At 70.1% G+C, this 26411-nt stretch carries 19 protein-coding genes; 12 read left to right on the top strand and 7 right to left on the bottom strand.

What is annotated here, in order from left to right:
• Nucleotides 1–56: 56 nt before the first annotated feature.
• Nucleotides 57–800, top strand: coding sequence for a methyltransferase domain-containing protein (locus tag ACWIGI_RS22675; RefSeq protein ID WP_454204438.1), 744 nt, complete (start codon nt 57–59; stop codon nt 798–800).
• A gap of 80 nt (nt 801–880) precedes the next feature.
• Here ACWIGI_RS22675 and ACWIGI_RS22670 read toward each other — a convergent pair whose 3' ends face one another.
• On the bottom strand, nt 881–1483 hold the full coding sequence (locus ACWIGI_RS22670; RefSeq protein ID WP_454204437.1) for an alpha/beta hydrolase family protein: 603 nt from the start codon (nt 1481–1483) through the stop codon (nt 881–883).
• A gap of 344 nt (nt 1484–1827) precedes the next feature.
• On the opposite strand from ACWIGI_RS22670, the gene ACWIGI_RS22665 reads away from it, so the two are divergent.
• Both ACWIGI_RS22665 and ACWIGI_RS22660 read left to right on the top strand, forming a co-directional pair.
• On the top strand, nt 1828–3654 hold the full coding sequence (locus tag ACWIGI_RS22665; RefSeq protein WP_454204436.1) for an acyl-CoA dehydrogenase: 1827 nt from the start codon (nt 1828–1830) through the stop codon (nt 3652–3654).
• Between the two features lie 556 nt (nt 3655–4210).
• On the top strand, nt 4211–4663 hold the full coding sequence (locus tag ACWIGI_RS22660) for a hypothetical protein (protein ID WP_454204435.1): 453 nt from the start codon (nt 4211–4213) through the stop codon (nt 4661–4663).
• On the opposite strand, the gene ACWIGI_RS22655 is transcribed toward ACWIGI_RS22660, so the two are convergent.
• Complete coding sequence (locus ACWIGI_RS22655) at nt 4650–6395, bottom strand: VanW family protein (protein ID WP_454204434.1); 1746 nt, start codon at nt 6393–6395, stop codon at nt 4650–4652. The two genes, ACWIGI_RS22660 and ACWIGI_RS22655, sit on opposite strands and share 14 nt — an antisense overlap.
• A gap of 362 nt (nt 6396–6757) precedes the next feature.
• Here ACWIGI_RS22655 and gnd point away from each other — a divergent pair, with 362 nt between their 5' ends.
• Nucleotides 6758–7786 carry a phosphogluconate dehydrogenase (NAD(+)-dependent, decarboxylating) gene (gene gnd / locus ACWIGI_RS22650; protein WP_454204433.1) on the top strand — a complete coding sequence of 343 codons (1029 nt, stop codon included), beginning with the start codon at nt 6758–6760 and terminating at the stop codon, nt 7784–7786.
• Between the two features lie 237 nt (nt 7787–8023).
• On the opposite strand, the gene ACWIGI_RS22645 is transcribed toward gnd, so the two are convergent.
• On the bottom strand, nt 8024–9379 hold the full coding sequence (locus tag ACWIGI_RS22645) for a lipase family protein (protein WP_454204432.1): 1356 nt from the start codon (nt 9377–9379) through the stop codon (nt 8024–8026).
• Nucleotides 9380–10654 (bottom strand): hypothetical protein, encoded by a 1275-nt coding sequence (locus ACWIGI_RS22640; RefSeq protein ID WP_454204431.1) that lies wholly within the window; start codon nt 10652–10654, stop codon nt 9380–9382.
• A 460-nt stretch (nt 10655–11114) separates the two neighbouring features.
• Here ACWIGI_RS22640 and ACWIGI_RS22635 point away from each other — a divergent pair, with 460 nt between their 5' ends.
• The 3 genes from ACWIGI_RS22635 (at nt 11115) to ACWIGI_RS22625 (ending at nt 14352) form a co-directional block, all read left to right on the top strand.
• Nucleotides 11115–12278, top strand: coding sequence for a glycoside hydrolase family 3 N-terminal domain-containing protein (locus ACWIGI_RS22635; protein WP_454204430.1), 1164 nt, complete (start codon nt 11115–11117; stop codon nt 12276–12278).
• A 107-nt stretch (nt 12279–12385) separates the two neighbouring features.
• Entirely contained in the window at nt 12386–12985 is a 600-nt protein-coding gene (locus ACWIGI_RS22630; RefSeq protein ID WP_454204429.1) for a TetR/AcrR family transcriptional regulator, read from the top strand.
• A gap of 101 nt (nt 12986–13086) precedes the next feature.
• Complete coding sequence (locus ACWIGI_RS22625; protein ID WP_454204428.1) at nt 13087–14352, top strand: DUF5685 family protein; 1266 nt, start codon at nt 13087–13089, stop codon at nt 14350–14352.
• Nucleotides 14353–14691: 339 nt separating this feature from the next.
• On the opposite strand, the gene ACWIGI_RS22620 is transcribed toward ACWIGI_RS22625, so the two are convergent.
• Entirely contained in the window at nt 14692–15558 is an 867-nt protein-coding gene (locus tag ACWIGI_RS22620; protein ID WP_454204427.1) for a MaoC family dehydratase, read from the bottom strand.
• Complete coding sequence (locus ACWIGI_RS22615; RefSeq protein WP_454204426.1) at nt 15558–16919, bottom strand: 3-oxoacyl-ACP reductase; 1362 nt, start codon at nt 16917–16919, stop codon at nt 15558–15560. The genes ACWIGI_RS22620 and ACWIGI_RS22615 overlap by 1 nt, the downstream gene beginning before the upstream one ends.
• Before the next feature lie 171 nt (nt 16920–17090).
• Here ACWIGI_RS22615 and ACWIGI_RS22610 point away from each other — a divergent pair, with 171 nt between their 5' ends.
• On the top strand, nt 17091–18413 hold the full coding sequence (locus ACWIGI_RS22610; protein WP_454204425.1) for an acetyl-CoA C-acetyltransferase: 1323 nt from the start codon (nt 17091–17093) through the stop codon (nt 18411–18413).
• 173 nt (nt 18414–18586) lie between these two features.
• Here the strand turns inward: ACWIGI_RS22610 and ACWIGI_RS22605 are convergent, their stop codons facing one another.
• Nucleotides 18587–19033, bottom strand: coding sequence for a hypothetical protein (locus ACWIGI_RS22605; protein ID WP_454204424.1), 447 nt, complete (start codon nt 19031–19033; stop codon nt 18587–18589).
• Between the two features lie 238 nt (nt 19034–19271).
• Between ACWIGI_RS22605 and ACWIGI_RS22600 the strand changes: the two genes are divergently transcribed.
• The 4 genes from ACWIGI_RS22600 (at nt 19272) to ACWIGI_RS22585 (ending at nt 26050) form a co-directional block, all read left to right on the top strand.
• Entirely contained in the window at nt 19272–19751 is a 480-nt protein-coding gene (locus tag ACWIGI_RS22600) for a universal stress protein (protein ID WP_454204423.1), read from the top strand.
• A gap of 78 nt (nt 19752–19829) precedes the next feature.
• Entirely contained in the window at nt 19830–20921 is a 1092-nt protein-coding gene (locus ACWIGI_RS22595) for an isochorismate synthase (RefSeq protein ID WP_454204422.1), read from the top strand.
• 388 nt (nt 20922–21309) lie between these two features.
• Nucleotides 21310–21480, top strand: a complete 171-nt coding sequence (locus ACWIGI_RS22590; protein ID WP_454204421.1) for a DUF2613 domain-containing protein — start codon at nt 21310–21312, stop codon at nt 21478–21480.
• Nucleotides 21461–26050 carry an alpha-(1->3)-arabinofuranosyltransferase domain-containing protein gene (locus ACWIGI_RS22585; RefSeq protein WP_454204420.1) on the top strand — a complete coding sequence of 1530 codons (4590 nt, stop codon included), beginning with the start codon at nt 21461–21463 and terminating at the stop codon, nt 26048–26050. The genes ACWIGI_RS22590 and ACWIGI_RS22585 overlap by 20 nt, the downstream gene beginning before the upstream one ends.
• Nucleotides 26051–26411: the final 361 nt, after the last annotated feature.

Genomic DNA, 26411 nt, shown 5'->3' with positions numbered 1-26411 from the left:
TCAGGGTGTCGGCCACCACCGTTCGGCGGCGCTGTCGCGCCCATAGACTCGGACCCATGGATGCCGCCGCGTGGGACGAGTTCTACAGCCGCACCGAATTGGTGTGGGGCGCACCGCCCGACGACACCGTCGTGGAACAGGTCTTCGGACTCGAACGCCGGTTTCCGGACGGCCCGCACGCGGTCGGTGAGCCGCGGCCGGAGCTGCCCCGCGCGCTCGACCTCGGCTGCGGCGAGGGTCGCAACGCGCTCTGGCTCGCCACCCACGGCTGGGCGGTCGACGCGATCGACTACTCCCAGGCCGGGGTCGACAAGGGCCGCACGGTCGCCTCCCGCCTCTCGCGCTCGGTGCGCAGCCGGATTCGGTGGCACTGGGCCGACGTGAACGACCTCGACCGCGCCGGGATCACCGGCCCGTACGAATTGATCCTGATCGCGCACCTGCACCTGCCCGCCGACCGGCGCCGGGCCCTGCTGCTGCGCGCGGCCGATCTGCTGGTGCCCGAGGGCATGCTGGTGGTCCTGGGGAACGACCCCGCCAATCTCACCGAAGGGTATGGCGGCGAACAGGATCCGGCGCTGCTGTTCACCCCGGACGATATCGTCGCCGACCTCGGCCCGGCGAGCGACGACCTGGACATCCGGGTGGCCGAGCGGGTGCGGCGCGCCACCGAGCACCGGGACGCCATCGACTCGCTCGTGGTCGCGACCCGGCCCGGCCCGCCGCCGATCCTGGACGACGCCGAACTCGAGGGACTCGGGGTCGACGGGCCGGACGGACCGGCCACCCCGCCGCGCTGAACTCGGGCGCGCCGATCGGGCACGGTCACCGAGCAGGCACCGTCACCGAGTCGGCGCGGCCTCTCGCCCGCGAGCGACCGCTAGCGGATCCAGCGCTCCAGCCACGGCTCGACGGTCGCGACGATCTCCTCGAAGCCGGCGCGATAGGAATGCGCCTGCCCGGCGATGACGTGGACCTCCGCCGCGTCGGCCGCGTCCGGTATCCCGAACGGGTCGCGCGCGCCATTGATGACCAGCACCGGAATATCCCCCGGCGCGAGCAGTTCGCCCCGCCGGGACTTCTCCGGCTTCCCGGGCGGATGCAGCGGGAACGACAGCGCCAGCACGCCCCGCGCCCCGGCCTCGCGCGCGGTGCGGCAGGCCACCCGCGCGCCGTTGCTGCGCCCGCCCTGGATCAGCGGGACGCCGCGGAACTTTTTGCGCAGCGCCGCGACGATCTCCAGCCAGGCGGCGTCCTGAACGTCGGCCTTACCCGGCGCGCGCCGGCCCGCCACCCGGTACGGTTGCGTCACCGAGGCCACGACCCCGCCCCGCGACACTGCTGAATCACGAACGGCGAGAATATCTTTCGCATCGACGCCACCCCCGGATCCATGGGTGAGCACCAGCAGGAACGCCGGTGCGGCCCGGCCCTTCCGCTCGATCTCCACCTCGGCCGGTCCGGCCGTCGTCTCGATGCGCATGTGCGCACCGTATCCAGCCGCCGCGCACCCGCCGCCACGGCACACCGCGTGTGCGCGGGAAAGCTCGGGGAAAGCTCATAGCCGCCGGTCCCGCCCGGTGAGGAACGTCGCTAGCTGCGACAACGGGATCGGTACGCGCCCAACATGTTCGCTATTGACCAGCAAACTGGGTGCTTCTGGTCACATTCGGCCCCGATCACCTTGGCCGCCGCCCTACCGGTCGGTAACATGGCACACAAGTTACCCGTCAGTAGCGCTTCTTTACGGTGTCTACCCGATGGGCCTAATGGGCGGGAACGGCAACCACCGAACCGCACCCATCTCAATGGAGAGTGAGTACGACCATGGGTCACTACAAAGCCAACACCCGCGACCTCGAGTTCAACCTCTTCGAGGTACTCGGCCTGGGCACTCTGCTCGACAGCGGCGCCTACGGTGACCTGGACGCCGACACCGTGAAGGAAATGCTCGCGGAGGTCAAGCGTCTGGCCGAAGGCCCGCTGGCCGACTCGTTCGTCGACGGTGACCGCAACCCGCCGACCTTCGATCCCGAGACCCACACCGTCACGCTCCCCGAGTCCTTCAAGAAGTCCTACAAGGCGCTCGAGGACGGCGAATGGTCCAAGGTGCCCGTGCGCGAGGAGCTCGGTGGCCTCGGCGCCCCCTCCGTCGTCGGCTGGGCCCTGGGCGAGATGATCCTCGGCGCCAACCCGCCGGCCCAGATGTACGCCGCCGGTGCGGGATTCGCGCAGGTCTTCTACAACAACGGCACCGATGAGCAGAAGGTCTGGGCTCAGAAGATCGCCGAGCGCAACTGGGGCGCCACCATGGTGCTGACCGAGCCCGACGCGGGCTCCGACGTCGGCGCCGGCCGCACCAAGGCGATCAAGCAGGAAGACGGCTCCTGGCACATCGAGGGCGTCAAGCGCTTCATCACCTCGGGCGACTCCGACGACCTGTTCGAGAACATCATGCACCTGGTGCTGGCCCGCCCCGAGGGCGCCGGACCGGGCACCAAGGGCCTGTCCCTGTTCTACGTTCCGAAGTGGCACTTCGACTTCGAGACCGAGACCAAGGGCGAGCGCAACGGCGTCTTCGTGACCAACGTCGAGCACAAGATGGGCATCAAGGTCTCGGCCACCTGTGAGGTCACCTTCGGCGGCCACGGCGTGCCCGCCAAGGGCTGGCTGGTCGGCGAGGTCCACAACGGCATCGCGCAGATGTTCGACGTCATCGAGAACGCTCGCATGATGGTCGGCACCAAGGCCATCGCCACCCTGTCGACCGGTTACCTGAACGCGCTCGAGTACGCGAAGATTCGCGTCCAGGGCGCCGACCTGACCCAGATGACCGACAAGGCCGCGCCCCGCGTGACCATCACCCACCACCCGGACGTGCGTCGTTCGCTGGCCACCCAGAAGGCGTACGCCGAGGGCCTGCGCGCGATCTACCTCTACACCGCCGCGCACCAGAACGCCGATGTGGCCCAGCTGGTCTCGGGCGCCGACGCCGACACCGCGTTCCGCGTCAACGACCTGCTGCTGCCGATCGTCAAGGGCGTCGGCTCCGAGCGCGCGTACCAGTACCTGACCGAATCGCTGCAGACCTTCGGTGGCTCCGGCTTCCTGCAGGACTACCCGATCGAGCAGTACATCCGCGACGCCAAGATCGACTCGCTGTACGAGGGCACCACCGCCATCCAGGCGCAGGACTTCTTCTTCCGCAAGATCGCCCGCGACCGCGGCGTGGCCCTGGCCCACGTGGCCGGCCAGGTGCAGGCGTTCATCGAGCGCGAGGGTGGCAACGGCCGCCTGAAGCAGGAGCGCAAGCTGCTCGCCACCGCCCTCGAGGATGTGCAGGCCATGGCCGCCACCCTGACCGGGCACCTGATGGGCGCGCAGGAAGACCCCAAGGAGCTCTACAAGGTCGGCCTGGGCTCGGTCCGCTTCCTGATGTCGGTCGGCGACCTGCTCATCGGCTGGCAGCTGCTGCAGCAGGCCGAGGTCGCCATCAAGGCCCTCGACAACGGCTCCACCGAGGCGTTCTACACCGGCAAGGTCGCGACCGCGCAGTTCTTCGCGCGCAACATCCTGCCCGAGCTGACCTCGACCCGCACCGTGCTGTCGAACCTCGACAACGACATCATGGAGCTGGACGAAGCCGCCTTCTAGGAGTCGGAGTTCCCGCCTCGGCGGGGATCCGCCGGTAAGACTCGGTGCGCCCCGGGACCACACGGTCCCGGGGCGCATGCTGTTCCGAGGGGCACAGCGGTGGCTCCGCAAGGGTGCCGGGCCGAGCACGGCTATCCACAGCATGTGGTGCGGACGGATGATCGACCACTAGGTGTTGTGGCTCAACCAGAGGTCTATCCCAAGATCTATCCACCGCCTGTGGATAACTTTTGTCATATGCGCATCGGCGCACCCGGGAGCCCGCGTCCGCGACGGTTCGCGAAGGGTTTCCGGAGGCGTCGGACCCCTACACCAATCCCCTCCTGACCTGCCGAATCACGCACCGCGTGTCGTTGTCCGGCGCGGCGGGCGGGAGCGCCGCGGGCGGGGTCGCGCGGTTTTCCACAGCCGGTCCCGGGAGGGCTGGGGACAGCTCCGCGGGCGGTCATTCACACGGGTTCTCCACAGTTGTCCCCAGGTTCATCCACGACACCGGGATAGTTTGGGGTGCGTGTTGCGTATGGGGAGACGGCGGGGACCGGGGTACCGCTGGCGGTTGGCGGGAGCGTTGATCCTCGGTGTGGGCTGGGTGATCCTCTACCTGGGGTTCGCGTCGCCGCCGGATATCGACGCGGCACCGGGCGGGTACGAACCGTCGCACGCCTACGCCGGGGAACCGGCCGAGGCGGTCGACCCGACCGGCTCGCTGGTCTACGTGGTGTTCGTCGGCCTGCCGTATCTGGGACTGAGCCTGTACCTGCTCGGCAGCATCATCTACCTGGCGGTGTCGCGATCCGCCGACGCGCCCTGGGTCCTCGTCCAGGCCGCGGGAGCCGCCATCATGTTCGGGCTGTGGGTGCTGGTGCAGGGCGAACTGCTGGACTACCTGCCCGGCCTGCGGATACGGCTCTACCTGGAACTGGCGATGGCGACCGCGGCCATGGTGCTGGCCGCGGTCGCCATCGGCGAGAAAACCTATCCGGAGGACCGAACCCCTACTCGCACTTGACGACCGGGATCGGGTCGTACTTCACCGTGCGGGTGTGGCGCGAGATCTCCTTGCGGCTCACCGCGTCCCGGATGATCCGGGTGTCGGAGGTGGTGAAACCGGGCGCGCCCTCGGAGGCGATGCAGTCCTTGCCCTTGGGCAGGGTCACCGTGTTGGGTTCGGTGGGTTTGGTGCGCTCGCCGGTGACGGACTCGACCTCGACCGTCTTGGTGCTCCACATGCGGACCGTGACTTCGGAAGCGGTGGTGGAGGTTTCGATGAAGACGCCGTACGGGGTCTGGTTGCGGAACTTCAGATCGATGGCGCCGTCGAAGACCGTCGCCTCGCGCGCGGCCGGATAGCGCGAGATGTAGTAGCTGTGCTCGGTGTGGCCCGCGTCCTCGAGGCCGGCGAAGTACGCGGCGTTGTAGAGAGTGGTGGCGAACTGGCTGATGCCGCCACCGACCGCGGTGCTCGGGCGGCCCTTGTCGATGATGCCGGACTCGACGTAGCCCTCGGCGACGCCGCGCGGGCCGGTGAAGTCGTTGAGCGAGAACGTTTCTCCCGGCTTGACCACCGCGCCGTTCACCTTGGTGGCGGTGACCTTGATGTTCACGCCCGAGGGGCCGCTGAACCCGCTGGTGGTGAAGGTGGCGACGACCTCCTTCACGCCGAGCTTGTTCGCGTCCTCGGTGGTCAGTTTCGGCTTGACCTGCTCGTAGACCACGGTCCGGCTGCGGTCACCGGAGGCGACCAGCAGGGCGGCGAGATTGTCGAACGTCCTGTCCCAGTTGATGGTGTCGCCGACCACGGCGGGCACCACCGTGGCGCGGCCGCCCGCGAGGGTGAAGGTGGCGTCCTTGGGCTCCACCTCGGTGTCCTTCAGCTGCGGGCCGAGCGCGGCGATCAGGGCCTCGTTGTTGTACGAGAGCGTTAGCCCGCCCTGCCCGTCGGGCGCGAAGGCGAGCGCGCCGCCGATCTGCTCGGGTTCGAGCACCGCGTTGCCGCCCTTGCCGGTGAAGGTGATCGGCGCCCGCACCGCGGGTTCGGCTACCTCGCGCAGGGTGCGCGCGACCGCGTCGGAGTGCACGGTGGCTTCGGTCTCCACCGCGGGCAGTTCCAGCGGCGAGCCGTCGGACCAGTGCTCGGCGAGGGTCTCGCGGGCGGCCGTGACGTCCAGTACCCGGCCCGGAATGGGCTGCACGCCTACCGGTTTCGCACCCTCGAAGACGACACCGCCCTCCACGGGCTGACGGTCGTTGGCGCGCAGGGCGTCCAGCTGCGCGGTCATGGCGGTGTTGTCGACGATGGCCGCCGGTTCGACGACGCGGGTGCCGAACAGGGACCACACGCGGGTGAAGGGGTTCATGGGCTGCCCGCCGATGCGATCCCAGGTGCCGTCCCAGTCCACCGACAGTCCGGCGTTCTTGGGCACCACCTCGGTCTGCACGTCCCCGATGCGCACGGTCAGCGGCCGGCCGGCGCGCTGGTTGAGCACCTGCTCGAGCCTGGCCTGGGCCTGTTCGCGGTCCATCCCGCCGATATCCACCCCGGCGACCTCGACCCCGCGCGGGACGTTCCCGGACGATAGTCCGAAGTCGAGGGCGAAAGCCAGGCCGCCGGCGGCCATCAGCACACCTGCCGCGATCCCGGCGCGACGAGCCGCCGGAGAGTTCAGGAACTGCCGTCCGGGCGCCGGATCACCGGCGGTGCGTCGCGACTTCGCATGACGCCCGGGACTTTCGATGGTCACGAACCATCCTCCCAAATGGTGGAATACCGACTCGCAGGCGCGAGTACACCGCCCACCATAGTGGGCCGGGCCGACACGCGCCGCTCGCCGAGACTCACAGCAAACACTGTGCAACATGTCGCCGGGATATGAAAGAGCCCCGTGCGGTTGCCGGGTCGGGGGTCTGGCAACAGCACGGAGCCACCCCGTCTATCGGGGCACGTCCGGGGTCGTTACATCCCATCCGCGCGAGTGGCGAAAAAACTTCCGGCGAGTTCGACTGGGACAATCGAGACAGTTCGCGATGCGAGCCGGGCCCCGCCCGCTCGCACACAGGCAGAGCCTGGGAACGACGAGGCTCGGGACCACTCGAGGAGACCGGAATGCAGCTCGGAATGATCGGGCTCGGCCGGATGGGCGGCAACATCGTGCGCCGCATCGTCCGGGACGGGCACACCGCCGTCGGGTACGAACGTCACACCCCGCAGATCGACACGCTCACCGCCGAATTGGGCGCGAGTTTCTCCGGCACCACCGACCTCGCGAAATTCGTGGCCGCGCTCGAGGTGCCGCGGGTGGTGTGGGTGATGATCCCGGCCGGCGCGACCGGTGCGGTGATCACCGAACTCGCCGAGCTGCTCGAACCCGGGGACATCGTCATCGACGGCGGCAACAGCCGCTACCACGAGGACATCCGGCGCGCGGAAGATTTGCGACCCAAAGGCATTCACTACGTCGACATCGGCACCTCGGGCGGCGTGTTCGGTCTCGAACGCGGCTTCTGCCTGATGATCGGCGGCGAACCGGACCCGGTGGCATACCTGGACCCGCTTCTGAAATCCATCGCACCCGGCGTCGAGGCCGCGCCGCGCACCCCCGGCCGGACCGGGACGCCGTCCCAGGCCGAACAGGGCTATCTGCACTGCGGTCCAGCCGGGGCCGGGCACTTCGTGAAAATGGTGCACAACGGCATCGAATACGGGGCCATGGCCGCCTACGCCGAGGGCATGAACATCCTGCACCGGGCCGACATCGGCACCGCGACCGAGACCGAGCACTCGGCCGAGGTCACGCCCCTCGAGCACCCCGAGCTCTACCGGTACGACATCGACGTCCCGGAGGTCACCGAGGTGTGGCGGCGCGGATCGGTGGTCGCGTCGTGGCTGCTGGACCTCACCGCGGCGGCACTGCACGCCGACCCGAACCTGGACTCCTTCGGCGGCCGGGTCTCGGACTCCGGGGAGGGCCGCTGGACCCTGGACGCCGCCATCGACGAGGGCGTCCCGGCGCCGGTGCTGGCCGCGGCGCTGTTCCAGCGGTTCTCCTCGCGCGGGGAGTCGCTGTACGCCGACAAGGTGCTCTCGGCCATGCGGCAGGCGTTCGGCGGGCATCACGAGCTGCCGAAACAGTAGGCGCACGGCGGAAGTCGCGGCCCGCTCCTCGAATCACGCCGGGCGGCACGACTTTTCGACCCGCTCCACAGACGACAGTGGCTCCCCGGCCGATCGGCCGGGGAGCCACGTCGTTCGAACCCTTACCCTCGGGTCACAGACCCAGCGCCTGGGCCGCCATCTTCGCCACCGCGAGCGGTCCGAAGGTGAGCAGATAGACCAGGCCATCCACGATTGCCACCACGGCGATAATTCCTTTCAGTCGAAATTGCGGTCGATCCAGTCGATGGTCTGCATGCCGAAGAGGTCCACGCCCCAGCCGTACATGTCGGTGATGAAGCGCTCCATGCTGCAGTCGGTCGGCGCGTAGGTCACGTCCGCGCCCTGCGACCGATAGGTGTCGGCCAGGTCCCGGGCATCCTTGGCGGGCACCAGGGACATCGGCGAATCGTCCTTCGCGCAGGACGAGATCATGATCTTGGAACGCGGAGTTCCGTTGCGCCCCAGGATGTTGTTCCGGAACGCCTCCTGGAAGTCCGGTTCGTCCGCGGGGTTCAGGCCCGAGGTGAACAGCGCCTCCATCGGCACGAACGGAAGCCCGAAGTAGGCGGGCACCTGGCACTGGGTGCGGTAGAAGTTCGCCAGCGCCTGCCCGGCCGGGTTGAGCTTGTCGTTCACCCGCATCTCCGGGTACCAGGGTTCGAGCCCGAGCAGGGTGGCCAGCGCGAAGCCGGAGCCGACGGAACCGCTGGTGACGCGCATGAAGTTGGCCGGATCCACGACCATGCCCTCCATGACCGTGGACTTGATGTTCAGCTCGGGCGCGTAGGCCGGGGCCATCTCGGCCGAGAACGCCGCTCCCACACCGCCACCCGCGATGCCGAACAGCGCGATCTGCGCCGCAGGGTCCAGCCCCGACTCGGGCAGCGCCAGCGCCGCACGGGCGCCGTCCAATTGGGCGTGCCCGGCGTACGTGCCGACGAAGACGCCGTGCGGATCGCGATCCGCGTCGTTGCCGACGTCGGAGATCATGACCGCGTAGCCCTTGTCGAACATGAGCGCCAGCGGGCCCAGCGCCGACCACGACGAGCCGTCCAGCGGCGCGCCACCGGTCCACTGGGTGCTCGGATGGCACGACCAGCCGACGCTGTCGTTGGCCTCCTGGTAGGAGATGAGCCGGCGCTCGGCGTCGGGCCTGCCGTCCTTGGGAATCATCAGGATTCCGGTGCTGATGACCGGGGTGACGCCGTCCGGCGCGGTGGTCACGTACATGAGCTTGTACGCCGCGACGGTCCGCGGCTTCACACCCAGGAACACGACGTCGACCGGCTTCGCCTTCAGGATGTCGCCGGGCCGCTCGCGGCCCGTGAGCGGGGGCTCCTGATAGAAGGGATCATTCGCGAGCAGCGCCTCGAACTTCTCTTCGGGCGTCGCGTTCTCGGCGGTGTTCAGGGTGCCGATGACGAAACCGTTGAACACCCGGTCCAGGCCGGGCACCTCGTTGCCGGGCGCCTCGGCGGCCGGCTCGGCGAGCACGGTGGTCGCGCCGGTGGCGACCCCGGCCAGGGTCAGGGCCGCGACCAGCAGGACGGCGGGCAGTTTCCAGCGCGACATCTAGCTCACCGCCGCTTCCGGGGACGGGACGGTGACCCGCAGTTCACCGGCGGCGGAGGACAGCAGCTGCGGCATGTTCAGCAGCGGTCGTTTCGATTCCATTTGCACCTCGTACGGCGTCCGCATGGCCGATTCCAGTGCGGGCCAGTTGTTCTCGACCTGATAGCGGTATTTGGGCAGCAGTTCGCTGCCGATGTAGTCCCAGCGGGACTCGAAGACCGACCAATCCCAGTCCGGCAGCGGCAGTGTCAGCAGCGCGGGCCGGCCGTCGGCGGTGGTGAACGGGACGCGCACCGGGTGGAACTCGCGCGGCGGCACCACGCCCGCCACGGACGGCGACCCGGCCGCGCCGGTGGCGTAGGTCATGGCCGCGCCGATATCGCCCTTGTACGAACGGACTTCGTCCCACTGGCGGGCGACCACCCAGCCCTGTTCGCGGCGCAGCAGCGCGCGATTGCCCGCGGCGATCCGGTCGGCGTCACCGGAGGCGACGTCGGTCCAGGCGGCCATGATGTCGGCGCCGAACAGACCCGCGGCCTCGAACTCGCGCAGGGCGGGCAGGCCACCGGTGACGTACGCGTCGTGCATGGGCATCAGGTCGGAGAAGATGTTCTTCTGCATCACCAGGATCATCCCGATGACGTGGCGCACGTCCTCGGGCGTGATGGCGGGCGCGGCGTTCGCCAGCGCGCGCAGTCCGCTCGGCAGCCGCTCGACCGCGGCGTCGCCGGCGGCCTGCCGCACCGCGCCGAGCACGGTGTGCGCGGCGTCCGCGAGGCCGGGCAGGCCGTAGAGGTCCCCGCCCATCAGCTCGAAATCGATGAGCCCGCCGCCGAAGTCGGCCCCGACCTGACCGCCCATGCCCGCCCACTGGAGTTCGCGATGCGCGAGCTGGAGATCCTCGTAGTAGCGGTAGGACCTGATCAGGTTCTCGCGGTTGGCGGCGACGCCGGCGCGCGGATCCCAGGAGCTCAGCTCGATCCCGGCCTTGCCGGTCGCGTCGACCAGCCAGTACTGGTAGAGCAGCGCGGCGTAGCGGGAAGGTGGAATACCTTGGGCGCGAGCCTCTTCGAGCAGGCGGCCGAGTTCGTCCCGGTCGTAGGGCAGGGCGGTGTTGACCCCGCCGGGCGCCTGGGCGGCGTCCCGATTGACCAGCGGCAGATCGAGATAGCGATCCACGGTGGCTGCCGTCGCCGGAGTGGCGGTCGCGAGCCCGAGCCCGACCGTAGCCGCCACACCCAGCGCGGCAGTGCGCAACATTGCGCCGATACGCATAGTGATCCAGTCCTTCTGTTCTTCGCCCTGCCCGACCCGAAACTCGCAATTAGCTGTTCAGCCGCGATATTCCGGACCGGGACCACGACCCCTTCGTTTACCGTCCGCCACTCGCGATTCGCGAAGCCCCCTGCGGCAGATCGGAGAATGCGTTTGCGCAGCTGAACCTGATAATTAGCTATGCAAAGGGGCACGCTACCCACGACCGCCACGATTAGTGAAATTGCCACTGTGTTAATCGCCACATATTTGCTATTACATGTGGGATTTCCCACGAACTCCGTTTGAACATGTAACGCCGGGGCATTCCCCGGACCCGGCCTCGCGTTCCGGGCACCGCACCCGAACCCCGTCGAACACCCCGCCGGGCACGTTCCGCACCCCTCGACCGCGCCGTTCCCGGCGCGACACGTGTGCCGCGATAGCCACCGGCGGCGGCGGGTCGCTACGGTCGGACGTTATGCGCACCCTTCCGGTCCTCGTGCTCGCAATGACCACCGTGGTGCTGACCGCCTGCTCCGGTGGCAGCAGCACGACCACCTCCACGACCGAATCCGCCGGAACCACAACCGGATCCGCCGCGACCTCCGCCGCGCCCGGCACCTCGCCGCGGGACTGCGCGGCCGGCTACCTGTCGCAGTTCTCGCTGCGGCAGAAGCTGGCGCAGCTGCTCACGGTCGGCGTCACCGGCGCCGCCGACGCCGAGAACGTGGTGCGCACCGAGCAGATCGGCGGCATCTTCGTCGGCGGGTGGACCGAGACCTCGCTGCTGGCCGATCATCAGATCGATCAGGTCCAGGCCGCCTCCCGAACCCCCCTCATGGTGACCATCGACGAGGAGGGCGGCCGAGTCTCGCGGGTGCGCAACCTGATCGGCGAAGCGCCGTCGGCGCGGGAAACCGTCGACGAGATGAGCCCGGAGGAGTTCTACACCTTCAGCCTCGACCGCGCGAAGAAGCTGAAGTCCTACGGCGTCACCGTCAACTTCGCGCCCGACGTCGACGTGAGCAGCCAGCCCGCGGACAGCGTCATCGGCGATCGCTCCTTCTCCGATCAGCCCGATGTCGTCGTCGCGTACGCCGACGCCTACATTCGCGCCCTGAAGGACGCGGGCGTCGGCAGCGTCATGAAGCACTTCCCCGGCCATGGCGCGGGCTCCGGCGATTCGCACACCGGCGCGGTGCGCACACCCCCGCTCGCCGAGCTGCAGGACCGGGATCTGGTGCCGTTCCGGACGCTGATCGGTAGCGGGGCGGCCGTCATGATCGGCCATCTGGACGTGCCCGGGCTCACCGAGCCGAACATCCCGGCCAGCATCAGCCCGCAGGTCATGCAGTTGCTGCGCCAGGGCACCGGCTACGGCGCCGCCCCGTTCGACGGCGTGATCTTCACCGACGACCTCGGCGGCATGGCGGCCATCACCAGCCGCATGAGCATCGAGGAAGCGGTGGAAGCCGCGCTGGTCGCGGGGGCCGACAACGCCCTGTGGATCACCACTGACGCCGTCACCTCGGTGCTGGACCGGCTGGAGCAGGCCGTGAGCGCCGGCCGCCTACCGGGAGCTCAGGTGGATGCCTCGGTACTGCGCATGGCAAAGTTCAAGGGCACCGCTCCCACCTGCTGACCGTGCCGGCGAATCACCGGCAATTCGCACTGGCGGAACTTACCTTGGAGTAAGATAGGGGTTCGACGTGTAAAGGCAGACGTGTACAGCACGGTCTAGGAGAGTGGATGGCTGGCGGAACGAAACGGCTACCGCGCGCTGTGCGCGAGCAACAGATGCTCGACGCAGCCGTGGAGGTCTTCTCACGCAAGGGCTATCACGACACGTCCATGGACTCGATCGCCGCCGAGGCGAAGATCTCCAAGCCCATGCTGTACCTGTACTACGGCTCCAAGGACGAACTCTTCCGGGCCTGCATCCACCGCGAGAGCATGCGCTTCATCGAAGCGGTCGCGGTGGCGGGCAATCCGAAACTCAGCCCGCACGAACAATTGCGCGCCGGACTCGAGGCATTCCTTTCCTACGTGGATCAGAATCGCCTGTCCTGGCAGGTGCTCTACCGCCAGGCGCTGGGCCAGCAGCCTTTCGCCTCGGAAATCTCCAACAGCCGCGACCGGGTCATCGAACTCACCGCGAAACTGCTGGAATCCAGCGCGAAATACGCCGAGCCCGGCACCAATTTCGAAGTGGTGTCGGTGGCCGTGATCGGGGCCGGTGAGGCCATCGCCGACCGCGTCGCCGCCGGCACCGTCGACATGGCCGAGGCCGTCGATCTGCTCGACGATCTGGCCTGGCGCGGCCTCGCGGGCAAGAAGAAGGACATTTAGCCCCGATCGGGTTGCCGAGGGCACCGCCACCTGCCACAGTTTCGATCGGAATCGTGTCGCGGGACGGCCGGGGTAGCACCGGCCGGGGATGGGGATACACCATGTTCGGGCTGCTCAAACCCTGTCTGCACGGCGCCGGAAAATACGGCATGGACGCCGGGTCATGGCAGACCCAGATGTGCGGGCTGTGCCTGGGCCTGCGGGACGGGCACGGCCAGCTCGCCCGCGCGGCCACCAACACCGACGCCATAGTGCTCGGGGTGCTCACCGAGGCGCAGCAGACGACGCCCACCGCCCGCACCGGCGCGGGACCCTGCCCGCTGCGCGGCATGCGGCGCGCGAGTGTCGCGCCCGCCGATTCGCCCGGCGTCCGGCTCGCGACCACCGCCTCACTGCTGTTGGGCGCGGCCAAGATTCGCGATCACGTCGCGGACGGTGACACCGCGCGCGGGACCGCCCGCCCGCTCACCCGGGTGTCGGGTCGCTGGCACGCGCAGGCCGAACGGGCGGCGGCGGGCATCGGCCTCGACATCGCACCGCTGGTCGCGGCCATCGAATCGCAGACCGCGCTGGAACAGGCCGCCGCCGCGCACGGGGTGCACGCGGGACCGGCCGACCAGGGAGCGCTGCTGCGGCTGACCGCCCCCACCCAGCTGTGCGCCGGAGAGTTGTTCGCGCACACCGCGATTCTGGCCGGCCGTCCCGAGAACGCGGACGCCCTGCGCACCGCCGGGTGGCATTTCGGCCGGATCGCGCACCTGGCCGATGCCATCGAGGATCTCGATCGCGATGTCGCCGCGGGCAAGTTCAATCCGCTGGCCGCGACCGGGACCACGCCCGAACAGGCGCACGCCCTACTGCGCGAATCGAATTCGCTGCTGCTGTCCGCGCTGACCAGCGTCGGCCTGGAGCGTGTCGGCACGGTGCGGTGGATGCTGCTCGATCCGCTGCGCGGCGTCGTTCGCAAGCTGGGCGCGGGCGCGGCGCACGTGTGCGGTACCCGGGCCTGCGGCACGCACCGCGCCACCGAGGAGGCCGGGAACCATCCCGTCTTCGAGGTCGAGGCGGCGGCGCTGCTGCCGATCACCGGAATCGCCCCGGCGACGGTGACCAACCACGCCGGGCCGGGCGGGCCGTCCCTGCTGGAGGGCATCGGCATCATCCTCGGCCAGTACTGCACCGGCTACGCGTGCTGCTCCGAGCACACCCGCCCGTGCAGCGGGCGGCGCAAGGACTCCTGGATCAATCGCGGCGGGTGCGACTGCGCCGAGTGCGGCTGCGACGGCTGCGGCTGTTGCGGTGACGGCTGCTGCTGTGGCGACGGTTGCTGCTGCGGTGACGGCTGCTGCTGTAGCTGCGACTGCTGACGGGCACGCCCGCACACGTAAAAGCCGCACACCGCTCCCCGTTCCGGATGTCGAAACCCCTGCGTGGCGACATACGGTGGTGAATCGGTGCGCGGCTCTCGCCCCACCCCGTGGGGCCGACGCTGTCGGCGGCCCGAACCATACCCGTGGTTCGAGTGCTTCGTGGTCGATCGGTGACCACCCGCACAGCGCGACCCCGGGTCGTCGGCGCATCTGTCTCGATGTCGCCACTCCCCACCTGCGCCGATGGCCTCGGTGTGCCATCGGCGCGGCGGGGACGAATCCCGGCGCGTCGATCGCCGTGGCGCGGAGAGTCCGTCCCCGTGCCGCGGCGATCGATCAGCGAATGGTGGCGGTCAGGTGCGGGAACCCCTTCTTGGGGTTCCGCAGCGCCAGATCCCAGCCACCCTCGACCTTGTCCGCGTACACGTTGACCGTGGACGGCAGGAAGATCGGCTTGCCGAATTTGACCTCGTACGTGGCCTTTTCGGGAATCCGGCCCTCGATGTTGGACAGGATGTTGGCCGCGGACCACATACCGTGCGCGATCGGCTTCGGGAAACCGAAGGCCTTCGCGCCCAGACCCGAGGTGTGGATCGGGTTGTGGTCGCCCGAGGCGCCCGCGTACCGGGTGATCGTCTTCTGATCGACCCGCAGCGCGCGCAGCGGCGCCGGCGGCACCTCGTCCGGGACCGGCTCGGGCTTGGGCCCGCCGGACAGCGAGGTGCGCTGCTGGTGCAGGAAGGTGGTGACCTGCCGCCACACCTGCTCCCGGCCGACGCTCACCTCGGTGATCGCGTCGACCATCAGGCCCTTGGGGTGCTCGCGCAGGTTCTCGATGTGCGTCCGGAAATCGAGCGGCTCGGAGACCGAGATCTCGCGGGTGCGCTCGATGACGTTCTTCGCGTGCACCGCGCCGACCGCCACGAACGGGAAGTCGCGGGCGACGACCAGCTGCATGGCGAGCGGGAAGCTCAGCACGAACGGGTAGGTCAGCGGCAGCGAATCGTTGAAACGCAGGCCGGTGGCCTTGCAGTAGGCGGCCAGGTGATTCGGATCGACCTTGAAGCCCTCCAGCCGCACGACCCGGTCGGGCAGGGTCGAGGGCCGGTTGGACAGTCCCGGCACCGGGACCGCGCCGAGCGCGGCCTTGACGAACAGGCTGGAGTTCTTCGGCACCTCGCCGAGCGTGATGGTCTGGCTCATCACGCGCCGATCAGGCTCTGGCCGCAGACGCGAACGATGTTGCCGCTCACCGCGTTCGACGCCGGGGACGCGAAGTAGGCGATGGTCTCGGCGACGTCGACGGTCTGACCGCCCTGCAGCAGCGAGCTCATCAGGCGGCCGGCCTCGCGGGTGGCCAGCGGGATCGCGGCGGTCATCGCGGTCTCGATGAAACCGGGCGCGACGGCGTTGATGGTGATGCCCTTCTCGGCCAGCTTCGGGGCCTCGGCGTTGACCATGCCGATCACACCGGCCTTGGAGGCGCCGTAGTTGGTCTGGCCGCGGTTGCCCGCGATGCCCGCGATGGAGGACACGTCGATGACGCGGCCGCCCGAACGCAGCGCGCCGGAGGCGACCAGGCCCTCGGTGATGCGGTGCGGCGCGGCCAGGTTCACGTTGATGACCGAGTTCCAGCGGCCCTCGTCCATGTTCGCGAGCAGCTTGTCGCGGGTGATGCCGGCGTTGTGCACGACGATGTCGATGCCGCCGAAGCGCTCGGTGGCGAAGGCGGCCAGCTTCTCCGCGGCGTCGGGGGCGGTGACGTCCAGCGCCAGGGCGGTCGCGCCGACCTTGTTGGCGGTCTCGGACAGCGCCTCGCCGGCGGCCGGGATGTCGGCGACGATGACGGTCGCGCCGTCGCGGGCGAAGACCTCGGCGATGGTGGCGCCGATGCCGCGGGCGGCGCCGGTCACGACCGCGACCTTGCCCTCGAGCGGCTTGTCCCAGCTGGCGGGAGCGACGGCGTCGTCCTTGCCGACGCGGAAGACCTGGCCGTCGACGAACGCGGACTTGGCCGAGAGGAGGAAGCGCAGGGTGGACTCCACGCCGGTGGCGGTCGCGGCGGCCTCCGGGTGCACGTAGACCAGGTTGCCGGTGGAACCCTTGAGCAGTTCCTTGGCGATGGACCGGCTGAAGCCCTCGAGCGCGCGCTGGGCGATCTGCTCGTCGACCGAGGCGGTCAGCTCGGGGGTGGTGCCGATGACCACGACGCGGCCGGAGCCGGACAGGCTGCGCAGCGCGGGCTGGAAGAACTCGAACAGCTGCTGCAGCTCTTCGATGGTGCGAATCCCGGTGGCGTCGAACACGAGCGCGCCGAACTTCACGCCCTGGGTGACCGAGTCGACGAAGGTGTAGTCGGCCGAGAGCAGGTTGCGCGCGGCGTCGGCGACGCGGCCCTTACCGCCGATCAGCACCGGACCCGGCAGGGCGGGCTGGCCCGCGACGTAGCGGCGCAGGCTCTCCGGCTGCGGCAGCCCGAGCTTGCTCGCCAGGAACGCGCCGGGCGCGGAGTGAATGAAAGATCCGTACAGGTTGGGAGCGCCCTTGCTCTTGCTGGCTGCCACAGTTCCTACCTTCTCTTGTCCAGGCCCCGGGGGCGGTGTTGCGCACATTTGCGGGGTACGGTGTCGACAAACTAACTTACTCCAGAGTAAGTTTAATGTAAACCGACTGCTGCCGGTCCCGCGGGACCGTGCGAGTGCGGACATCCACCCGACGAGACACTGGAGACTCGAGTGACCACCAAAGCCCGTTCGGCGAAGCCCGCGGCCAAGTCCGCCAAGCAGGCCAAGCCTGTCGCGATCCTCGGCGGTAACCGGATTCCCTTCGCCCGCTCCGACGGCAAGTACGCGCACGCCTCCAACCAGGACATGTTCACCGCGGCGCTGAACGGCCTCGTCAGCCGCTTCGGGCTGCAGGGCGAGCGCCTGGGCATGGTCGTCGGCGGCGCGGTCCTCAAGCGCGTCGGCGAGCACGGCATGATCCGCGAGAGCGTGCTCGGCTCCACCCTGTCCCCGTACACCCCCGCGCACGACCTGCAGCTCGCCTGCGGCACCGGCCTGCAGTCCATCCAGACCGTCGCCGACGGAATCGCGCTGGGCCGCTTCGAATCCGGCATCGGCGGCGGCACCGACACCACCTCGGACGCCCCCATCGGCGTGAGCGAGTCCATGCGCGAGTGGATGCTCGACGCCAACCGCGCCAAGAACAACAAGGACTACGCCAAGCTGGTCGGCCGCCTGCGCCCGTCCATGGTCGGCATCGAGATCCCGCGCAACGCCGAGCCGCGCACCGGGCTGTCGATGGGCGAGCACGCCGCCATCACCGCCAAGGAATTCGGCATCGCCCGCGACGCGCAGGACGAGCTGGCCTACCTCTCGCACAAGAACATGGCCGCCGCCTACGACCGCGGTTTCTTCGACGACCTCATCACCCCGTTCCTCGGGCTGACCCGCGACGACAACCTGCGTCCGGGCTCGACCATCGAGAAGCTGTCGACCCTCAAGCCGGTCTTCGGCGTGAAGCTGGGCGACGCCACCATGACCGCGGGCAACTCCACCCCGCTCACCGACGGCGCGTCCGCGGTGCTGCTGTCCACCGACGAGTGGGCCGCCGCGCGCAACCTCTCGCCGCTGGCCTACCTGGTGGACTCCGAGGTCGCCGCGGTCGACTACATCCACGGCCCCGACGGCCTGCTCATGGCCCCGACCTACGCGGTGCCGCGCATGCTGGCCCGAAACGGCCTGACGCTGCAGGACTTCGACTACTACGAGATCCACGAGGCCTTCGCCTCCGTGGTGCTCGCGACCCTGCAGGGCTGGGAGTCCGACGCCTACTGCAAGGAGCGCCTGGGCCTGGACGGCGCGCTGGGTTCCATCGACCGCAGCAAGCTCAACGTCAACGGCTCCTCGCTCGCCGCGGGCCACCCGTTCGCCGCCACCGGCGGCCGCATCATCGCCTCCACCGCGAAGATGCTGGCCGAGAAGGGCGGCGGCCGGGCGCTGGTCTCCATCTGCGCCGCCGGCGGCCAGGGCGTCGTCGCCATCGTCGAGCGCTAGACGCCGCGCCCCGCACGGGGTTTCACGGTACGCACGAGGGCGGTGCCCGATCCGGATTTCCGGGCCGGGCACCGCTTTTCGCTGTTCGGCGGGCGAATCAGCGCACGGGACCGAGGGATTCGGGTCGGCGGACTCCGATCACCGTGCCCCGGCGTCATGGCACGGTCCGGCGATCACAACACCGTGCCCGCGGCGTCCAGCACCTCCGACAGCAGCGGCAGCGAGGCATCGCGTTCGGGGGCCTGCGCCCACCAGCGGCCCTCGTGGGTGTGACGGCCGAATCCCGTGGGCAGGATGACGTTACTGCGATGCGGGCCGATGTCGACGCCCGCGCGTTCCATGCGCTCGAGGTACTCGGCGCCGGGGTAACCGTCGAAGACACAGAGGAAAGTACGCCGCGGCGGGCGCTCGCGCACCAGCACCGGGCACGGCACGCGACGTGTGGTCAACTCGTCGAGTAGCAAGGCCCCCAACGATTCCGGGGTGTTCAGGGCCGCGATCGTATCCACCAGGGGCAGCACCACGAACCCCGGCGTCGTCACGTGCACATGCGGCAGACCGAACAGCGAGCGATACACCCGCGCCCACTCCTGCGGCGTCGTCAGCTCGTCCAACCGCACACTCCACCCCTCGTTCGGCACAGCTCCAGCGACGGCTGATCGGTACCAGCGAAGTCGATTGCCGGCGGCATGCCGACACAGTCAGTGAAAACCGGGGTCGCGGATCCCGCCACAGGAATGGGTGAATCGTTCGCAAACTGTGGACTGACGCGACGCGGCACGGCGGCTCGAGGTCCGCGTACGGACCGCGAAGCGGGGTAACCTCGGCAGTGGATGCCTTCCCACCAGGAGGTTCGCAATGCCCTGTGATCTGATGCTCATCGCCTACGACGGGTCCGAGAACGCGCGCCGCGCCGTCGAATACGCCGGCCGCTTCCTGTCCGCCGACAAGGCCGTCGTGCTCACCGCGTGGGAGCCCATGGTGCGCCAGACCGCTCGCCTGTCCGGGTTGTCGGGGGTCATGCAGCCCGAATGGATGCCCGACGACGAGATCGAGGACGTCGCCTACACCGACGCCAAGTCGATCAACACCGAGGGCGTGCGTCTGGCCAAACTGTCCGGGCTCAACGCCGAGGCGCGCACCGCCGAGTGCACCACCACCATCTGGAACGCCATCGTCGAGGTGGCGGACGAATTGAACGTCGACATCATCGTCGCGGGCACGCGGGGGCAGACCGGGATCCGGGCGCTGCTGCACTCCAGCGTCGCCGACGCGGTGCTCAAACACTGTCACCGGCCGGTGCTGCTGGTACCGCCCGGGCGCGAACCGGCGCGCTGAGAGCGGCGGCGGCGCACGTTGAGACGTGCGTCGCTCGGCGGCCGCGGCGCATCGCGCGCGGGCTATGGTCGAGGCATCATGCACGGATTCCTGCTCGCGACGCCGGACAGCGTCGTTCGCACCACGGGTGTACGCGCCGCGTTCGATGACGCGAGCGCCGCCGCAGCGGCTCTGCGCGCGGGCGCCGCATCCGTGATCACCGGCGCCCTGCCCTTCGATCCGCGCCGCCCGGCCGCGCTGGTCGCGCCCGAACACCACACCCACACCGCCGGACCCTGGCGGCCCGCCGCGCTGCCCCCGCTGCCGCCCGTGCGCGTGGTGACGGAGCTGCCCGATCCGGGCGAGCACCTGGCACGGGTGGCCAAACTCGTTGCCCAGCTGGGCGATCCGGAATCGCCGCTGCGCAAGGTGGTGGCCGCCCGCTCGCTGCTCGCCGCCGCGGACGCGCCGCTGGACCCGGAAGTCGTTGCCGCGCACCTGGTCACGCGGCATCCCCGCGCACACGTGTTCGCCGTCGACCTGACCGCCGCCGGGCGGACGGGCGAAACCCTGCTCGGCGCGACCCCCGAGGTCCTGGTGGCGCGGCGCGGCGACAGCGTCACGCTGCGCCCCCTCGCCGGGACGCTGCCGCGCCTGGCCGACTCGGACGCGGACGCCGCGCAGGCCCGAGAATTGCTGGCCAGCAGCAAGAATCGCGAAGAGCACGCCTACGTCGTGGACTGGATCCGCGAACGGCTCACCCCCGTCTGCGCCGAGCTGACGATCCCGGCCGAACCCGAACTGCTGCACACCCCCGAGGTCTGGCACCTGGCCACCCACATCACCGGGCGGCTGCGCGAACCCCGCCCGACCGCACTCGACCTGGCCGTCCTGCTGCACCCGACCCCCGCCGTCTGCGGCACACCCACCGACCTCGCCCTGGACACCATCGTCGAGCTGGAAGAGGACCGCGGCTTCTACGGCGGCGCGGTCGGCTGGTGCGACGCGCACGGCGACGGGGAGTGGGTGGTCGCGATCCGCTCGGCCGAGCTCGCCGCCGACGGTCTGACCCTGCGCGCCTTCGGCGGCGGCGGGATCGTCGCGGCCTCGGACCCGCAGGTCGAACTGGTCGAGACGACCGCGAAGCTCCGCACCTTCCTCGGCGGCCTGCACTGCGCGGTACCGGAGTAGCTGGTCGGCTTCGTATGCGCGGTGAACCGTCGGTCGGCGGCTACCTGGTCGGCAAGAAATGCGTGCCCGTCGCCCGAAGGGCCAAACGCGCCGTGCCTAGATACCCGAGACGGACCAGTCCAGGGAAGACCCACGCATTTCTTGCCGACCGTGTACCCGCCCGCCCAGATGATGCGCATTTCTTGCCGACCCCTGCGCATTTCTTGCCGACCGATCCGCGCTATCGGCCGCAACGCCGCAAAACGGGATGTGACCTGCATCTCTGCAGCGGGGGGCAGCAACTGAAATGTTGGCGACCAAGATCAGGGGCGGCGGAGCCGGGGCAAAGCGGGCGCGGTCTGCTAGGTTTGCTCGAGTTACGCATGCGTCGATGTATGGGAGTTCCGCGATGAAGTTTGCCGTTCCCGGTGTGGCCAGCGCTGCCGGTGGCGCCCTGATCGGATTGGCCGCGGTCCTGGTCATCACGATGGCGGCCTCGCAGGACACGCGCCCGGAGATCGATAACGGCGGCGACCCGTCCTCGTCGCTGCTCAACAACGTTGAGTACGGCGCCCGCTGACCGGCCGACCTCAGATCCAACAGCCGCGACCGGTCCGGCCGAGGACCGGTCGCCGAATACTGAACCGCTGGGCCGCCGCTGGCTGCTCGGCACCTTTCTCGCCGCGTTCCTGCTGACCTTCCTGCAGGCCCCCGGCCGCACGGTCGCCGATACCAAATACGACCTCGCGCAGAATCCACTCGGCTTTCTCGAACGCGCCTCCCACCTGTGGAGCAGCCAGGCCCCGATGGGCCAGGTGCAGAACCAGGCGTACGGCTACTTCTTCCCGCACGGCGCGTTCTTCTCCCTCGGGCACCTGCTCGGCCTGCCCGCCTGGGTCACCCAGCGCATCTGGTGGGCGCTACTGCTGCTCGCCGGGTTCTGGGGCATCATCCGGCTCTGCGAAATCCTGGGGATCGGCAGTCGCGGCTCCCGCATCATCGCCGCCACGGCCTTCGCACTCTCCCCCCGGGTACTGACCACCCTCGGCTCCATCTCCTCCGAGACGCTGCCGATGATGCTCGCGCCCTGGGTACTGCTGGCGCCGGCCGCCCTGGGCATGAGCCTGCGCGCGAAGCGCCCGGACAGCACCGCCGAATCCAGACCGGAGACCCCGGACGACCACGCGCGGGCGTCCCGATGGCGCGGCGCCGCGACCCCCGCGGGCAGCGCCCTCGCCCTCGCGCTCATGGGATCGGTCAACGCCGTCGCCACCGCCGCCGCGTTCCTGCCCGCGGCCCTGTTCTGGATGTCCTACCGCCCCAACCGCGCCTGGTGGCGCTTCACCCGGGCGTGGATTCCCCTGCTGGTACTCGCCACCTTCTGGTGGGTCGTCCCGCTGCTGCTGCTCGGCAAGGTGAGCCCGCCCTTCCTGGACTACATCGAATCCTCCGGGGTCACCACGCAGTGGGCCTCGCTCGGTGAGGTGCTGCGCGGCACCGACAGCTGGACCCCGTTCGTCTCACCCGAACGCATCGCGGGCGCGGTGCTGGTCACCCAGCCGGCCGCGGTACTCGCCACCGGCATGCTCGCGGCCGCCGGGATCGCCGGATTGGCCATGCGCTCCATGCCGATTCGCGGACGGCTCACGCTGGTGCTGTGCGTCGGGCTGGTCGGCATCTGCGCCGGGTACGCGGGCGCGCTGGGCGGGCCGTTCGCCGAACAGGTGCGGCTTTTCCTGGATTCCGGCGGCGCGCCGCTGCGCAACGTGCACAAACTCGAACCGCTCATCCGGTTGCCGCTGGTACTCGGGCTCGCCCACCTGCTGAGCCGGGTGCCGCTGCCCGCGTCGGTTCCGATGCCGGTGTGGCGCAACGCCTTCGCCCACCCCGAGCGCAATCGCATGGTGGCCGTCGGCGCGCTCGTGCTGACCGCGCTCACGCTGTCCACCTCGCTGGCCTGGACCGGCAAGCTCGCGCCGAGCGGCGCGTACGAAGAGGTACCGGGCTACTGGAAGCAAACCGCGCAGTGGTTGTCCCGCAACGCATCCGACACCCGCGCGCTCATCGTGCCCGGTGCGCCGTTCGGCTCCCAGGTCTGGGGGCTGACCCGCGACGAGCCGCTGCAGGCGCTGGCCGACACCCCGTGGGCGGTGCGCGACGCGGTGCCGCTCAATCCACCCGGCGCCATTCGCGCCATGGACTCGGTGCAGCGACTCTTCGCGGACGGCCGCCCGTCGGCGGGGCTGGCGGCGACCCTGGCCGCGCAGGGCATCGGAATCCTGGTGCTGCGCAACGATCTCGACCCCGAGACCTCGCGGTCCACCCGGCCCATGCTCGCGCACCAGACGATCGAGGGCTCGCCCGGTCTGCACAAGGTCGCCGAGTTCGGCGATCCGGTGGAGACCGGGTACATCGAGGGCCTGGTGGCCGATGAGGACCTGCGGCCGGAGTACCCACCCGTCGAGATCTACCGCGTGGATCCGCGACCGGTCGGCGACGCCGCCGACCTGCGCGCGGGCACCGGCGCACCGGACTCGTTCCCCGGCGCCTACCTGACGGCGCTGGACGGACTGCCCGTCGTGCAGGGCGGGCCCGAAGCCCTGGAACGCCTGCGCCGCGACCCCGCCGCGACCCCCGGACCGGCGCTGCTCGCGGCCGACGCCGCCCGCGCGGGACTGCCGGTGAAAGCGGTCACCATCACCGACACGCCCATGGACCGGGAGACCGACTTCGGCCGGGTCGACAATCACAACTCCGCGGTGCGCGCGCCCGGCGACCCCCGGCGCACCCACAACCTGGTGCCCGACTACGCCGTGCCCGGCGCCGAACTCGTGCGCGGCGAATGGTCCGGGGCCACCGTGACGGTATCCAGTTCCGCCGGCGACGCCACCCAGTTAGGCGGGGCCGCGCCCGGCAGCTCCACCGCCGCGGTGGTGGACGACGATCCCGCGACCGCGTGGATCAGCAACGGCACCGAACACGCGCTGGGACAGTGGCTCCGGCTGGATCTGGAGCAGCCCATCACCTCCCCGGTGCTGCGCCTGACCACCAGCGCGGCGGCCATCGGCAGTCCGGTGAAATGGCTGGAGGTCGCCACCGCCAAGGGCACGGTCGCCGCGCGCGTCACCGAACCCGGTGCGCCGGTGTCGGTGTCCCTGCCGCCGGGCCGCACCGACTGGATCAAGATCACCGCGAAGAGCACCGAGAACGGCAGCGCCGGCGGGCAATTCGGCATCAGCGAACTGTCGCTGTTCGACTACGCCGATCGGGAGAACCCGGCGCGGGTCGACATCCGGCACCGGGTGGTCCTGCCCGCCACCCCGCCCGGCGCGAGCATCCAGGGCTGGGCGCTCGGCCAGGAATTCCCGGGCCGCAGTGCCTGTTTCGACGCACCGGACCGGGTCCGATGCAGCAAGGCGCTCGCGCTCGCGGCCGAGGAGCCCGGACTCTTCGAACGCACCCTGACCGTGCCCGATCCGCTCGCCGTCACCCCCGAACTCCTGGTCCGCGCCCGGCCCGGACCGGACCTGGACCGGCTGCTCACCGACCCGGCCCGGCCCTTCGCCCACGGCCAGGCCGACATCGGCGATCCGCGCGGCTCCGCGCTCGCCGCCACCGACGGCGACCCGCGCACCAGCTGGATCGCGCCCGAGACCACCGTCCGCACCCCGGCCGGCGCGAAGCCGACGCTCACCATCGATCTGCCCGCGCCCGCGCTGGTGACCGGGCTGGAACTGACGCCCTCGCGCGGCGACCTGCCCGCGCACGCCACCTCGGTCTCGGTGAACCTCGGTGCGGGACCGCAGGTGCGCGAAGTGGATCCGGCCGCCGGAACCACCACGCGCATCGAGCTGTACCCGCAGGTCACCGATCGCATCGAGGTGAGCATTCAGACCTGGGACGCGGTACTCGACCGCACCGCACTGGGTTTCGCGCAGGAACAGCCGGCCGGCATCGCCGAGATCACCGTGCTCGGACCGGAGTACCCGGCCGCGCCGGGCCCGGATCAGCTCTTCACCATCGACTGCGCGCACGGGCCGACCCTGGCCGCCGCGGGGCGCACGCTGCACACCTCGGTGACCGGCACCGCCGCACAGTTCCGTTCCGGCACGCCGCTTCCCGCGCGCGTGTGCACCGCCGACGAGGTCGCGGCGGCCCGCGCGAACGCGGCGCCGGAGCCGGAGCCCGTCGACGAGGCGGAGGCCCGGGACCCGGAAGTGTCTGCCGAGACCGACGGCGGCTCCGCGCTGAACAACGCGAACGACGGCCGCGCATCCTTCGACGAGGAGCTGCCGGTCGACGCCGCGGACGGCGGGACCAACCTCGATCTCATGGCCGGGCGCGTCGATGTAACCGTCGCTCCGACACCGCTGTTCACCGTGGACGAGTTGCGCTTGCGGCGCGCCGAACCGGGCAGCGGTGATGCGGGCGGCGTTTCACCAGGCAGCGCGAATCCGGCCGACTCCGAACCGGGGGCCGGATCCCCACCGAACACCAACCCCGGCGCCGATGCCGGCACCGATGCGACAGCAGCGCCCGGCGCGGTCCGCGCCCCCGCCGGAACGCGGGTCCTGGTCCTGCCCCTGAGCACCAACGTCGGCTGGCAGGCGGAGACCGCCGACGGCCGCACCCTGGAGCCGCTGGTCATCGACGGCTGGCAGCAGGCGTGGCTGGTACCGCCCGGCACCGACGGCCCGATCACCATCTCCTTCCCCGCCGACCGCTGGTACCGACTCGCCATCTTCGGCGGCCTGCTGCTGCTGATTCCCCTGGTGCTGCTGGCTTTCCGCGGCGCACGCACCCCGGCCCGCGATGACGGCCCCGCCCCACGCACTTGGCACAGCCGGACCCTGAGCGCGGTCGCCCTCCTCGCGGGCACCGGACTGATCGCCGGACCCACCGGAATCGTGCTCACCGCACTGGGACTCGCGGCCTACCACTTCCGCCCGCTGCCCACCGCCCGCGCACTCGCCCCGATAGCCGGTGTGGCGACCGCGATTTCCGCCGCCGCCCTGTCCACCGGCCCCTGGCGCTCCCCCGCCGGATATATGGGCGATTCCCTGTGGACCCAGCTGCCCGCCGTGGTGGCGATCGTCGCCGTGGGGTTGGCGGCACTCCCCCGCCGCACGGCGGGTTCACGCCGCACCTAGTCTCCGCTGCCGCCGCCCGCGTGATCGGCGCGGGCCCTTCCACGCCAAGGGAATTCGTGTTCGATCCACCCCCTACACTGTGCGGTCCACTCGTCACCCGATGACGACGCAGGTGCCCGAGGCGCACCGGATCAACGCGGGTTCCGGTTGGTCACTCGGCGCGCCCGCGCCAAGGGAATTCGCGTTCGACGCACTCACGACCCTGGTCGATCTACTTGTCCACCTGATGATGTGGGCGCCGACGGCGCACCGGATCATCTGTCGAATCCGTTGCCGTGGGCCGGCATTCACCCGGGGTACCTGTGCGCGGTCATCGCCGCCCCGGGGCAGCGGAATCCGTGCGGTCGCACGTCGACGCCGG

Source organism: Nocardia sp. NPDC055321, from assembly GCF_053645575.1.
Note: the sequence above shows the minus strand (reverse complement) of the source record. Positions and strands in the feature narration are given on the sequence as shown.